The 13,446-nt window shown below is 42.5% G+C and carries 13 protein-coding genes; 6 read left to right on the plus strand and 7 right to left on the minus strand.

Going from position 1 to position 13,446, the window contains the following annotated elements:
- Positions 1–603 precede the first annotated feature (603 nt).
- Together murA and folK are read left to right on the plus strand one after the other, a co-directional pair.
- Complete coding sequence (murA, locus tag H6G05_RS24150; RefSeq protein ID WP_322096427.1) at positions 604–1,905, plus strand: UDP-N-acetylglucosamine 1-carboxyvinyltransferase; 1,302 nt, start codon at positions 604–606, stop codon at positions 1,903–1,905.
- A gap of 51 nt (positions 1,906–1,956) precedes the next feature.
- Positions 1,957–2,493, plus strand: coding sequence for a 2-amino-4-hydroxy-6-hydroxymethyldihydropteridine diphosphokinase (folK, locus tag H6G05_RS24155; RefSeq protein ID WP_190582410.1), 537 nt, complete (start codon positions 1,957–1,959; stop codon positions 2,491–2,493).
- An 89-nt stretch (positions 2,494–2,582) separates the two neighbouring features.
- Here the strand turns inward: folK and H6G05_RS24160 are convergent, their stop codons facing one another.
- From H6G05_RS24160 to H6G05_RS24170, 3 genes are all read right to left on the minus strand, one after another.
- Complete coding sequence (locus tag H6G05_RS24160; protein WP_190582412.1) at positions 2,583–2,924, minus strand: type II toxin-antitoxin system PemK/MazF family toxin; 342 nt, start codon at positions 2,922–2,924, stop codon at positions 2,583–2,585.
- On the minus strand, positions 2,921–3,151 hold the full coding sequence (locus tag H6G05_RS24165) for a hypothetical protein (RefSeq protein ID WP_190582414.1): 231 nt from the start codon (positions 3,149–3,151) through the stop codon (positions 2,921–2,923). The genes H6G05_RS24160 and H6G05_RS24165 overlap by 4 nt, the downstream gene beginning before the upstream one ends.
- 99 nt (positions 3,152–3,250) lie before the next feature.
- Positions 3,251–3,580, minus strand: a complete 330-nt coding sequence (locus H6G05_RS24170) for a 2Fe-2S iron-sulfur cluster-binding protein (RefSeq protein ID WP_190582415.1) — start codon at positions 3,578–3,580, stop codon at positions 3,251–3,253.
- 67 nt (positions 3,581–3,647) lie between these two features.
- On the opposite strand from H6G05_RS24170, the gene nusB reads away from it, so the two are divergent.
- Positions 3,648–4,289: a transcription antitermination factor NusB gene (gene nusB / locus H6G05_RS24175; RefSeq protein ID WP_190582417.1), complete on the plus strand. Its 642-nt coding sequence runs from the start codon at positions 3,648–3,650 to the stop codon at positions 4,287–4,289.
- Between the two features lie 269 nt (positions 4,290–4,558).
- Here the strand turns inward: nusB and dnaK are convergent, their stop codons facing one another.
- Together dnaK and H6G05_RS24185 are read right to left on the minus strand one after the other, a co-directional pair.
- Positions 4,559–6,460 carry a molecular chaperone DnaK gene (dnaK, locus tag H6G05_RS24180; protein WP_190582419.1) on the minus strand — a complete coding sequence of 634 codons (1,902 nt, stop codon included), beginning with the start codon at positions 6,458–6,460 and terminating at the stop codon, positions 4,559–4,561.
- A gap of 446 nt (positions 6,461–6,906) precedes the next feature.
- Positions 6,907–7,650: a pentapeptide repeat-containing protein gene (locus tag H6G05_RS24185; RefSeq protein ID WP_190582421.1), complete on the minus strand. Its 744-nt coding sequence runs from the start codon at positions 7,648–7,650 to the stop codon at positions 6,907–6,909.
- An 86-nt stretch (positions 7,651–7,736) separates the two neighbouring features.
- Between H6G05_RS24185 and H6G05_RS24190 the strand changes: the two genes are divergently transcribed.
- Positions 7,737–9,374 (plus strand): GspE/PulE family protein, encoded by a 1,638-nt coding sequence (locus H6G05_RS24190; protein ID WP_190582423.1) that lies wholly within the window; start codon positions 7,737–7,739, stop codon positions 9,372–9,374.
- Positions 9,375–9,546: 172 nt separating this feature from the next.
- Here H6G05_RS24190 and H6G05_RS24195 read toward each other — a convergent pair whose 3' ends face one another.
- On the minus strand, positions 9,547–10,758 hold the full coding sequence (locus tag H6G05_RS24195) for a glutathione S-transferase family protein (RefSeq protein ID WP_190582426.1): 1,212 nt from the start codon (positions 10,756–10,758) through the stop codon (positions 9,547–9,549).
- 282 nt (positions 10,759–11,040) lie between these two features.
- Here H6G05_RS24195 and H6G05_RS24200 point away from each other — a divergent pair, with 282 nt between their 5' ends.
- Both H6G05_RS24200 and H6G05_RS24205 read left to right on the plus strand, forming a co-directional pair.
- Positions 11,041–11,286, plus strand: coding sequence for a helix-turn-helix domain-containing protein (locus tag H6G05_RS24200; protein WP_190582428.1), 246 nt, complete (start codon positions 11,041–11,043; stop codon positions 11,284–11,286).
- A gap of 82 nt (positions 11,287–11,368) precedes the next feature.
- On the plus strand, positions 11,369–11,998 hold the full coding sequence (locus tag H6G05_RS24205; protein ID WP_199310756.1) for a hypothetical protein: 630 nt from the start codon (positions 11,369–11,371) through the stop codon (positions 11,996–11,998).
- Here the strand turns inward: H6G05_RS24205 and H6G05_RS24210 are convergent.
- Positions 11,995–13,137 (minus strand): DNA cytosine methyltransferase, encoded by a 1,143-nt coding sequence (locus tag H6G05_RS24210; RefSeq protein WP_190582432.1) that lies wholly within the window; start codon positions 13,135–13,137, stop codon positions 11,995–11,997. The two genes, H6G05_RS24205 and H6G05_RS24210, sit on opposite strands and share 4 nt — an antisense overlap.
- Between the last annotated feature and the right edge of the window lie 309 nt (positions 13,138–13,446).

Raw genomic sequence — 13,446 nt, forward strand, 5'->3', positions numbered from 1 at the left:
TCTCTGTCTCAAGTTCTTCGCTGTAATAACCCAAAATTATTCCTTTTCTTTCTTTGTCTGAGATTATCCTAATTTGCACAAGTTATTTGTTTTTCATTCCTAAGGGACTTGACGAGAAAAAATGTAACACTGAGTTTATATGGCTTCGACTTCGCTCAGCCAACGTTGGCTGAGCGAAGTCGAAGCCACAGGTACTTTAATTAATCGCAAGTCCCTAACGGCAAATAGCTAAGTAGCTAGTCATACCTAAAAAAATAGAACCAAAACCTGTGGCGCACGCGCAGAGTGCGCCATAGGTTTTAGGGGTTTATATTTAATTGCGTCTTGTTACTTATAGCCATATACGACTTGATCGCTAATAATGAGTAGATACACTTACTGTACAAAAGTTAACAGTTTTTCGGATATACTCCGTTAAACTTTTGGCTACGCTAATTTTGATGTGAGGAGGACAAGGCGATCGTTTCTACAACCAGTTCAACCAATGCAGGTACAACCAATCTACAACAGCCTATGCAATCGACGATGGATCTCGCCAAAAATTTGCACGATGCTTCCCAAATTATTGAGCCAATCGAACTAACCACGCTCGAATCTTCGCAAATGCCCCAAATCGAACCCAACGCCCCCGTCCTCCGCATCATTGGCAAAGCACCATTATCAGGGCATGTCCCCATTAGCGGCGCAAAAAATTCGATCCTTGCCCTCATGGCAGGCACACTTTTATCCTCCGAAGGCTGCCGTATTCGCAATGTCCCTAACCTCGCTGATGTGCAGCGTATGGGTGACATTCTCGAAACCCTCGGCGTGAAAATTTCGCGCAATGGTGAAGTTCTTGATCTTGATACTAGTAACCTGACTACCAATTCAGCCCCTTACGAGCTAGTCAGCAAAATGAGAGCCAGTTTCTTCGCTCTTGGTTCATTATTAGCAAGACTAGGCTCAGCCAGAATGCCTCTACCTGGTGGTTGTGCGATCGGTGCGCGTCCAGTAGAATTGCACGTACGTGGTTTGCAAGCCTTAGGGGCAGATGTGCAGATTGATCATGGAGTTGTCCAAGCCTATGCCAAGAGCCGCAATGGACGATTGCAAGGTGCAAGAATTTATTTGGATTATCCCAGCGTTGGTGCAACTGAGACTTTAATGATGGCGGCGACACTGGCCGAAGGTGAAACGATTATTGAAAATGCCGCATTAGAGCCTGAAGTCACCGATCTTGCTGATCTCTGCATGGCTATGGGCGCAAAGATTAGAGGTGCTGGTACTAGTACGATCATCATTGATGGTGTTGAGAAGCTACATTTTGCTGATTTCACCGCCATTCCCGATCGCGTTGAAGCCGCAACTTTTATGGTTGCCGCCGCAATTACCCGCTCAACCCTATCGATGTCCCCTGTGATTCCCGCGCATCTTACCGCTGCGATTTCTAAATTACAGGATATTGGCGTGACCGTTCGCCAAGATTCGGACAATATGATCACCGTTATTGGTGGCGATCGCTATCGGGCTGTTGATATTGAAACCTTGCCTTATCCTGGCTTCCCAACGGATATGCAAGCACAATTTATGGCACTCCTAAGCATCTGCGAAGGCAATGGCGTAGTCACCGAAACTGTATTTGAAAATCGTTTGCAGCATGTTGCCGAACTCAATCGCATGGGTGCAAATATTCGCCTCAAAAACAATGTGGCAGTAGTAACAGGCGTTCCCCAATTATCGGGCGCTCCCGTCATGGCAACGGATTTACGTGCTTCAGCAGCTTTGGTGATTGCAGGACTAGCCGCCGATGGTGAAACCACGGTCATGGGCTTACATCACCTCGATCGCGGCTACGATCGCATCGAAGAGAAGTTACGCAATGTTGGCGCTAAGCTCTATCGCACGAGTGAAGCGGTTCCCGTATAATTCAACAAAGACGCTGCTATGCAGCGTCTTTGTTGTTATTAATAAAAATTCATGACAGAGCTTTGCGCGATCGCCCTAGGTAGTAACCTGAGCAGTGAAATTGGTGACTCTCAAAAAATTGTCCAAGCAGCGATCGCCCAACTCGCTAACCATCCAGAGATAGAAGTGGTTAAGGTTTCCCGTTGGTATCGAACTAAGGCGATCACTTTACCTAATTCTGCACCACAACCTGACTATATCAATGGTTGTGCGATTTTAAGAACTTTACTCACGCCTTTACAGCTATTACACGCTTTATTTTACGTAGAGCAGTTTTTTGGGCGCGAGCGTCGTGAACGTTGGGGGGCTAGAACGCTTGATCTAGATTTATTACTTTATGGCGATCTCCAAATCGATACGCCTGAATTAGTATTACCGCATCCCAGAATGAGCGATCGCGCTTTTGTGCTGTTACCCCTAGCCGAAATTGCTGCTGATTGGATTCATCCCGTAAAAGGGCAAACAATCTCTGAGCTATCTCAAAATCCCCCCGACTTAGATTTGAGCTATCCCATTGCGCTTGATGCTAAGGAAATTGTCTTAATTTGAGATTGAGTGTATCTCTTGCATTAGGTGGCAGACCTAACAAATTAAAAACTAATTCAAACAATCACAAAGCGATCGCTGCTATTTTGAGATTATGTGGATATCCAGTTAATCAACCTAGTTTTGATGCGTTTCAATCTATCCAGTGAAATATTCCCAAGACGAGCGCTAATAACCGAAGATTCAACGGTTGCCAATCTGCTTAATCTAATTACAGATGTAATTTTTAGTCCTGTCACTAGGTAGTCGTCATCAGATGTATCTATGATGTCGTCAAAATTGGGAATAGCCTGATGTATACGAGATGAAATTAAAGCTAGCAATAAATCAGAATGACGACTAGGCGCAATCGCAACAACTAATGCGGGTCTGAGCTTTCCTGCTGTTAAGTCAGCTTGAGGAAACCGAACTAGAACAATGTCTCCCGATTTCATGATTTATAGATTTCCTTAGCGTCTTCTAAGAAATACTCGATTTCATCATCTTCACTAAAAAATTGGGCAAGTGAAAATTCCTGCCATTGACCACTCTCCCAATCACTATATTCTGAGATTTCTTGTTTAGTGGTTAATATTTGAGTAAATTTAGCGATTTGTTCGATGATGTGATCTGGCAAGCTATCAATTTGTTGATGGAGTTGTGCGCGGGTATTTACTGGCATGGATTAATTACCTCATCGATTTTCGAGAATACGCAAAACAAAATATTGCTAATCGATTCGCTGAAGCAATCGAGCGCAATGCGCCCGCTTGCTTAAATTCTAGGAGCTATGTCCAAACCGAATCGCGTATACGTCTTGCTCTTTGTCGGTATAGATTTCGACATCGGACTTGGGGTGCGATACACATAGAAGGATATAGCCCTTAGCGTCTAGCTCTTCACCCATGCCACCGATGCCCATGCCTTGGCTTTGATCGACTTGCCCCTTCACAATTTGAGCAGCACAGGTGGTACATACACCCGCATAGCAAGAACATGGCAAATCTACACCCGCAGCGATCGCGGCATCAAGAATGGCTTGGTCTTCGGGGACGGCAACAGTAAAGGTTTGTCCGTGATGATGAAGTGTTGCTGTAAAAGTCTGAGTCATTTTTTATAGGTTTTAGTGCGTAAAGAGAATGATACGATGTTCAATTGGCTTAATTTTATCTCCTCCTATGCAACCCCGCCACATCGCCCGCGAACTCGCACTGTTTAGTATCAATCAATTACCTAGCCAACCCCAAAAGCTAGAAACAAAAACCTTAGATGACATTGTCACGGCAGTTGTGCGATCGCTGCACGATGAAACCAAAGAATTATTACAAACTGCCAGCGCTGAGTTACAACGTGGTCAAGAACGTGTATCTGCTAGCGAAACCCGTACAGGTGACATTCGCCAAGATATTCAAGCCGTTGAAGGCATGGTGCGCGAAGCGATCGAGCTAACGAAAAACGCGATTAACAATATTGGTGCAGCTTTAGAATTTCCTGTCACCTTAGTATTGTCTCAACGAGCTGAAGTGCGTAATTACACAATTGATATTCTCAAAACTGTAAATAGTAAGCGATCGCAAATTGATGAAACCATCAGTAGTGCTTTAGTTAATTGGCAAATTGACCGATTAGCTCAAGTGGACAAAGACATTTTGCGGATTGCAACTGCGGAAATGATGTTTATGAGTGTGGCTAGCAAAGTAGCGATCGATGAAGCTATTGAACTCGCTAAGCGCTATAGCAGTGAGGATGGCTATCGGTTTATTAATGGTGTTTTACGTCGCATTGACGATCAACTAAAACAAACCCGTAATACCAAATGAACAAATGGCGTAGCCATTTATTCATTTAAAAAACATTACTGGGATTGGTTTTTAAATGACAAAAGTGTTGTCACACTTTCGTCATTCGGTATAAATTTTGAACAGATATTTTGCTCAACAAAAAGGCGACGCATTGCGTCGCCTTTTTGTTATAGCTGTCGCCAAATTTACTAGGACATAAAAACCAGTAGTTGATTGGTGGCGCGGAGCGCCACCAATCAACTACTGGTTTTTAATTTTTTTAAGACAAGTAACTGTAGCTAGACTAACTATTTCGATTCAGTAAAATCAGCATCGATTACATCGTCGTCGCCACTAGCGGCATCCTTAGTACCATCTTCAGGAGCAGCGCCAGTTGGAGCTTCAGCACCACCTTGCTGATAGACCGATGAGCTAAGAGCATACAAAGCTTGCTTCAACTCTTCAGCTTTGCTAGTGATTTCTTCGTGATCGTCTTTAGCGATCGCTTCACGGAGATCCTTAACCAAGCTTTCGATCTTAGTCTTGTCAGCATCAGGAACCTTGTCACCAAGATCCTTGAGTTGCTTCTCAGCTTGGTATGCGAGAGAGTCAGCTTGGTTTTTCGCTTCAATGCGATCGCGCTTCTCTTTATCAGAAGATGCATTACGCTCAGCTTCATTAACCATGCGCTCGACTTCATCCTTAGGCAAGGTGGAAGCACCAGAGATTGAGATGGTTTGAACTTTACCAGTTCCCTTGTCCTTCGCAGTTACAGAGAGCAAACCGTTAGCATCAATGTCAAAGATAACTTCGATTTGAGGTACGCCACGAGGAGCAGGAGGAATTCCATCAAGACGGAAGGTTCCCAAGCTCTTGTTGTCGTTGGACATTTCACGTTCACCTTGGAGAACATGAATTTCTACATTGCTTTGTCCATCGACAGCCGTGGAGAATACTTCTGATTTCTTAGTAGGAACGGTGGTGTTTCTAGGAATAATCTTGGTCATTACACCGCCCAAGGTCTCGACACCGAGGGAGAGAGGAGTAACGTCAAGCAACAGAATGTCTTTGACTTCACCAGCCAATACACCCGCTTGGACAGCAGCACCGATTGCCACGACTTCATCAGGGTTCACGCTTTGGTTAGGATCTTTGCCAAGAATCTTCTTAACAACTTCTTGTACCGCAGGAATACGGGTCGAACCACCAACTAGTACAACTTCATCGATTTTCGACTTGTCGATTTTGGCATCACGAACAGCTTGCTCGACGGGAATACGGCAGCGATCGATCAAGTCAGAGCAGAGTTCTTCAAACTTAGCACGGGTCAAGGTGGTATCTAAGTGCTTAGGACCATCTTGAGTGGCGGTGATGAAGGGTAGATTGATTTCGGTTTGAGTAACGCTCGAAAGTTCAATCTTTGCCTTTTCAGCAGCTTCAGTTAGACGTTGCAATGCTTGCTTATCTTTGCGAAGATCAATGCCTTCAGCCGATTGGAACTGATTTGCAAGGAAGTCAACGATCTTTTTATCGAAGTCGTCACCGCCAAGGTGAGTGTCGCCACTGGTAGACATTACTTCAAATACACCGTCGCCAACTTCGAGGATCGATACGTCGAATGTACCGCCACCAAGGTCAAATACGAGGATGGTTTCATTGGTCTTGCTATCAAGTCCATAAGCTAGAGCCGCAGCAGTAGGCTCATTGATGATGCGGAGAACTTCTACGCCTGCAATTTTGCCTGCATCTTTGGTGGCTTGACGTTGAGAATCGTTGAAATATGCAGGAACAGTGATAACAGCTTGGGTGACGGTCTCACCTAAATATTTGCTAGCGTCGTCAACTAACTTACGCAATACTTGAGCAGAAATTTCTTCAGGTGCAAATTGTTTGCTAACCGCAGGTGCGTCAATTTTGACATTTTCGCCAACTTTTAAAACTTTGTAGGCGACTTGCTTGGATTCGCCGCTAACTTCATCGTAACGACGACCGATAAAACGCTTTACTGAATAAAAGGTGTTGTCGGTGTTCATGACGGCTTGGCGCTTAGCAATTTGTCCAACTAAGCGATCGCCATTTTTGGCATATGCAACAACTGAGGGTGTGGTACGGAAGCCTTCGGCGTTTGCAATCACCGTTGGCTTGCCCCCTTCCATGACGGCGACGACTGAGTTTGTCGTACCTAAGTCGATTCCAACTACTTTAGCCATAAGGCTTCTAACTCCTGAGTTTTGTTAATCTTTAATCTCCTACAAGATTAACTACTTTTCCCGATTAGCACATCAGGGGGACTCTACCTAATCTGGTAGGGTTTCCCGTACAACCCTTAAAAGTAAAGGCGATCGCGACGCTCTGCCTTTACTTTTTGGCACATTAGCCATCTGGTTATGACTTATAGCAATGTAAGTTTTGCTTAGGACATAAAACCAAAAAGATGAGTGGCGGCGCTTCGCGCCGCCACTCATCTTTTTGGTTTTGATTTGTCCTATCTATACTCTTGCGTTGCTATGTACCAAAATTAAAAAATGGCATAGCCATTTTTTAATTTTGGTATAAGTCTGATTGGTGCTACAACAATTACCGAGCAAACGAAGAGATTTTCTAAAACTGTTGCTTGGCAACAGTTTTAGAAAATCTCTTCGTTTGGATTTGAGCGCTAAGCGCTATATGCCAAAAGCGCTGTAGGTACATTTTGAGCAGCCATTAATCCGATCACATTATTCCAATTAGTGTCACGACCACTGACATTTTTTCCCCAGCGAATACCATCCAGATTTGCCCCTTCTAAATTGACACCACTCAAATTAGCTTCGCGTAAATCAGCTCCACTTAAATTTGCCTCGCGGAGATTTGCCCCACTTAAATCTGCCCCACTTAAATCTGTATTTTGCAATTGCGATCGCTCTAAATCCGCACAGTACAACTTGGCATTCCACAAAACCGCATCACGTAAATCAGTATCCTTCAGACTGGCTTGCCAAAATATGGCATGACTGGCATTGATATTTTGTAAGTTGGCTCCTTCGAGATTAGTACTGTTAAAGTTTGCGCCGATCGCATTAGCTCCCTGTAAGTTGCTATAACTCAGATCGGCAAAGGTAAAAATAGTACTGTAGAGATTCGCGTCACTAAGATCTGCATGGTGGAGAGAACCCGTAGCGATCGCCCCATTTAAAGTCGCTTTAGCTAGGTTGGCATATTCTAAGTTCGCCTCGATTAAGTTAGCGTGATATAAATCTGCACCTTCGAGATTTGCCATACTTAAGTTGGCATAGCGAAGATCAGCAACAGTAAGAGTGGCTTTTTGTAAAGAGATCAATGCATTTGGATGCATATTTCTCCAACAATTCCAGTCTTTTACCCCTTTTGCTAGTAGTTGTAATTGTTGTATATCAGCCATATGGACCTCCTAATTAAAAAGCATCACCAAAATCCTTGAATCTTTCTCACTAAATTTAACGAGAATTAAATATCCTTGAGCGCATCATGAGTGAATTATCTATAAATCCACCAGCTTCCGTATGGAAGCGACTACGCAATCAAGAGATTACTTGCGAAGAAGCTCTTCAGCTATTAGTCGATAAACGTGGAGGGCTGCGAATCGACTTACTGGATGAAGATGTGAACTATCGATTTTTTCACCACTTTGACGATCGCAAATCACTACCTCCTATTATTCCTTTACTGCTGTGGCATGGCTATTTTTATTTAGGCTCACCCCATCCCCTGACCAGTGAAGAAATCAAAAGGCTGAGTACCTTGACATTAACAGGTATCAAAAATATATCTATTTCTCCTGAAAGCTATTTATTATGGTTCCTCAGACAAAATCTCCCTGAAACTAGCAATATAGCCCCACCCATTGTCAACCCCCTCACAGGCGCAAATGAAGAATCACACCTAGACGAGATTTCTGAAATTTACCTGTCTCAAGCCCTTGATCAAACCCATCGGATCAATGCCTTAATTTCCGTTGCGCTTCAACATCGAGCGAGTGACATTCACCTAGAGCCAACAGAGGCAGGTTTGCGCGTGCGCTATCGCATTGATGGTATCTTGCGGACAACCCGCATCCTACCACCAGAAGTGAGTCGAAAGACAATTGTGGCTCTTAAGGTGATGAGTAACATGAACGTTAGTGAAAGTCGTCGTCCTCAGGATGGTCGAGTGACTCAGCACTATATTACTGCGGACAATCTTGATCTGGACTTAGATATGCGGGTTAGCACATTTCCTTGTGTTGGTGGTGAAAAGGCGGTAATTAGACTATTACCACGTCACAAGATGCTGACGACAACCATTGAAGATATTGGTTTTACACAACAATCTCTAGATATTTATCGCAGTTGGATATCTCAACCCCAAGGCTTAATTATTGTTACTGGTCCAACGGGTTCAGGTAAAACTAGTACTCTATATGCCACTCTTCAACTATTAGCAACGGATAAAGTCAACATCGTTACGTTGGAAGATCCCGTTGAATATAATTTATCGAATATTACCCAAGGACAAGTTCAGGAATTGGGTGGATTAACCTTTGCTTCAGGACTGAGGTCGATTTTACGCCAAGATCCTGACATCATTATGGTGGGGGAAATTCGTGATTTGGAAACTGCGGAAATTACAATTCGAGCGGCGATGACAGGGCATTTAGTTCTATCAACCATGCACACCAATGATGCAGTTAGTACCGTAGCGCGATTAAGAGACTTAGGTTTACATCCCAGTTTAATTGCCGAATCTCTATTAGGGGTAGTCGCGCAGAGACTAATACGGAAAATCTGTTCTTTCTGTTCTGAATCCTATGTACCAACAAAAGCAGAACTAAAGTTTCTTAATGTGGCAGTACAGGATGTTAAATATCAGGATTGGCGGATTGGGAGAGGCTGTGAGCATTGTTTTGGCTCAGGTTATTTAGGTCGTGAGGCAATATTTGAGTTGCTCAATGTTACCCCTCAAGTACGCAAAATCATGACTGAAGGAAATCAATCAGAACTAGTGGATTACTTAGTTGATCACGGTTATGAACCTTTTTATCATAGTGTGCGTAAGAAAATTTCAACAGGAATAACCACATTAGAAGAATCTCTACGGGTACTACCCCGCCAAATGTTTGATATATAGCTGTCGCCAAGTGTATGATGACATAAAACCCAAGAAGAGAATGGCGGCGCTTCGCGCCGCCATTCTCTTCTTGGGTTTTGCTTTTGTCCTAACACAATCGACGGCAGCTATAGAAACATAAATGAAGGTGGCGCTTTGCGCCGCCTTCATTTAAGTGGGCTTTGCCATGATTTCACACTGAGAGAGAAGTAAAGTTAGTAGGATCTTGATCGCGCCGATGTCTGACAGGAATAGGTGGACTTTGCCGATCGCCTGCTAAAGCCGCAGTTTTCTCAAGCGATTCTCTGAGACGTTTAGCAGCATAAATCGACATATCGCGAGGTACGCTAATGCGATCGCGCAAGTACCTCAAAGCAATATCAGAATTAGGTGGTGGCGCACAATCTTCACCAGTCATCAGATTGGTTAAAGCACAACGCAGAGCTTCATCAAATAATTTATTGTCCTCAGGATTGACTTTAATGATATTGGCTCGATGCTTGATTACTCTTTGCAGTGCTTCTTGACGAGAGTTATTAGGTTCTGCATAAGTTACGTCAGGCAGCCCAAGCCAAGAACCATGATCCACTCGTTCCTTATTGATGAGCATCTGTGGTTCACCATTTTCATAGCAACCTCCCATTTGTGGTGGTAGGTCATGGACATGGGTATGGAAATCACTCTGTGTACCGCGATAGGTCAGACGACTTTCCATTGCATCAAACCAAGCCGACATGCGTGGATTGACTTCACGCATGGAGTAGCCTTTGTAGTAGTAGAGGCTAGCATTCATCCGCTCAACATAGGGCGTAAAAATTACATCCGCAGTACCAAAATCTTCGAGAAAGTAGGGGCCAGGGGTACTGCCTAAAACCGCTTCTACTTTTTGCATAACTTCGATAAACTGTTGACGGTGGCGCTGCTCTTGGACAGCGGAACTGACAGGACGACAAAGCCATTCACACCAAGCTCGAAATAGAGTTCTTTCTAATCGTCTAATGGGAATTACTTGAGCATCAAGCATACCGTGATTGAGAGAGCCAAACACTTTCTCTAAGGCAATCAAGATATCATCGCTTTCAGTAATGATTTTTCCGTCTAAGGCGATCGCAGGCAACATTCCTGAAGGCACAATCTGTTTGTACCATCTTTCCTTTTCGCCATAGCAAAACATGGTTACTTTTTCGATGCGGTAGGGAATCTGTTTTTCCTCTAACCAGAGCCAAATCTTTTGACAGTAAGGACACCATGCATGATTGTCGCGATATAGTGTCACCCGTACATCGGCTTCGGTATGTCCAAATAAGCGTAACCGTGCTTGTGAGTTAGTAGAACCGTTGACAGTATCAATGTGGAAGTCTGTGAGGGATTCTAATTCTGTCCAGTTTAGAGGAGCAATAGTCATAGAAACAGTCGTGGTGATTGGACATGGGTTTAGACCATCATAGTGCCATAAATTGCGATCGCGACACTCACAGTGCTTTGCGCCAAAAATACACACTATAAAACTAAGCCCAATCAGATTAAATTGAAGCAGTTGCTCATAGACGAGAAATTACCAAAGTAGGATTGTAGGATTTTGGCGATCGCAATCTTGTAATTGGGACGATAGCGGATGCCATATAAACAATTCTTTTGAATACTTTAGTCTGTAGAACTTTGGTATTCAAAATATTAATCTTAACTTATGCAATTTAGCCAATTAGATAAAACTTTAGGGATTGAAATACAACGCCGCCGTATAGAAAATGGTTGGTCGCAAGAATACTTGGCGGAAATTACAGGTTTACATAGAACTTATATTAGTCAACTTGAGAGAGGTCTAAAAAGTCCATCTGTTAGGGTTCTCAATCATATAACAAATGCTCTGGGATTGACGATGAGTGAGTTTTTACACACAGTAGAAGAGTTGTTAGATGCTAAAAGAACATGAAATCACAAAATTAAGGCAAGCCATTGTTGCTACCATAGCGTCTCCTTTAATTGGAGCTATAGAAGACTATACGTGGGAAGCGATGTTTCACTATGTCAAAGATATTGATTTGTCAGATCCAGCATTAGGACGTAGCAAACTACTTTACGATGCTGTTGATTCTGTAACTTCAACTGGTTGGTCGCTAAAGTCTCTACAATTAAATAATTTGACCTCTGTAAATACGTTTTCTTTTGTCATTCAAAGAGCAGATATCATCAAAAAAGCTACTCAGCTTGGGTTTCCTCGTCTAACGGAACTATCATCACCTACCGATCTTGGAAATGCTATTATCCAACATTGGAATGATAAAGTCATATCAAATCAGGTAGCACAAGGCGTAGTTAATAGCTACGAAAGTATATTGCTGAAAACTATTAAAGGTTCTGAATATATCTATTGCGAATTTCCTCTCAATCCATTTGATCCCAGTACCTTTTCGTGGAATTGGACGATTGACAAAAATACTGGACAATCGGGGGCAGGATTACAAGGAAGTGTTGGAGGTAAAACAGAATTAGTCTGGTACAAAAATCAAAAGCAGCTTTTCAGAACTAGAATTCTTCCTCCAGAAGCAGTATATATCAAGGTTGAACGAAATCGACTTACGCCTGATCGATATGTCAATTCTATTCTCTCAGCCTTACAAGATCAACTCAGTGAAACACTCTAAACATGAGCCTGAAGAATAGATTCAGCTATTACTTTACCTAATAATGGGGGAACTGATTCACCGATTTGAGAAGCCATATCAGTATATGTTCCTAAAAAGTGAAAACTATCTGGATAAGAATGTAATCTTGCAGCTTCACGAATTGTAATTGTGCGATTTTGAGTTGGATGGAAAAACCTACCAGAACCAGGATGAAAAACCCATCTTGTAATAGTTCTTGCTGGTTTACTCCAGTAAAGTCTTCCGTATGCTCCACTGTAATGCTTTTTAGGGGCCAATTCAGAGGGTAAATCTCTAGCATCTTGACCTTCACTGAGAATACGCGCTCTTGACATTTGAATAGCACTTAAAGCACGGGCAATATGATTGGTAAGTTTTGTACTTCCATTCCGTATCATGGTTTGATATATAGTTTCGGGAGGAAAAGGATAAACTTCCTGATCATATTCTTGACCAGCCTCTAATGCTGGTAAATCGCCAATGGCATCTCGGACTGTGATAACTGAAGAAATGTTTGGTTTTAGAAAAGTAAGTTGATTACAAGATTTTGTAGCTCTATAATCACCTCGAATATCTCCAAAATGTGTAGGTTCTGGAAACTGAAGTGACTTATCTAAACTAGCTAAGAAAAAAGCCCTTGATCTAGTTTGGGGTATTCCATAGTTTGCAGAATTTAATGATCCTGAGTTAACTTTATATCCTTGTGATTCAAGTTGTTGTGTAATTTCATTTCTTATAACGCCATTGTAAGCCTTCAAAATTTCAGGTACGTTTTCCAATACAACGTAAAGTGGTCTGAATTCTTTTACAAACTCTAAAAACACTCGATATAGATGATTGCGAGAATCATCAAGATAACGATATTCAGCAGGAATATTTCTTGAAAATCCTTGACAGGGGGGACCACCTATCAAAGCTGTTAATTCTTCTTTTTTTATTCCTAAAGATAATCGCAACTCAGAAGGATCAACTTTGCATATATCCTCGTTAACAGTTCTAGCGCTTGGATAATTGTGCTTGTAAGTTGCTAAAGCTTTTGAATTTAACTCGATCGCGCATAAAGATTCAAAACCTGCAAGATGAAATCCTGTAGTTAGACCGCCTGCACCAGAAAATAAGTCAATGATTTTATATGTCATACTTGAATACTATGGTATTCAATGAGTATCGTCAAGTATTTAGGAAACAGGTAATCAGGTGTGCGTTGTGGAATGGAGATCGCTTGTTGATTTTGGTGTAATACGTGATCGGGTTTGTGGGTGTTGAGGGGCGATCGCTGTTGGATTTGAGGAAATAGGCGATAGATATTTATGAAGAATCATAGAAATTGCGATCGCTAAGAAAGAGCAGTTATCATTAAATTAGATCCGAATTAAGTGCTTTGACAACTATGATCGAGCTAAAAAATATCCACTCCCTGAGCGACTTCAAGCGCAACGCCAAAGAAT

Source organism: Phormidium tenue FACHB-1050 (genome assembly GCF_014696925.1).
In the GTDB taxonomy this organism is placed as follows: domain Bacteria; phylum Cyanobacteriota; class Cyanobacteriia; order Pseudanabaenales; family Pseudanabaenaceae; genus Pseudanabaena.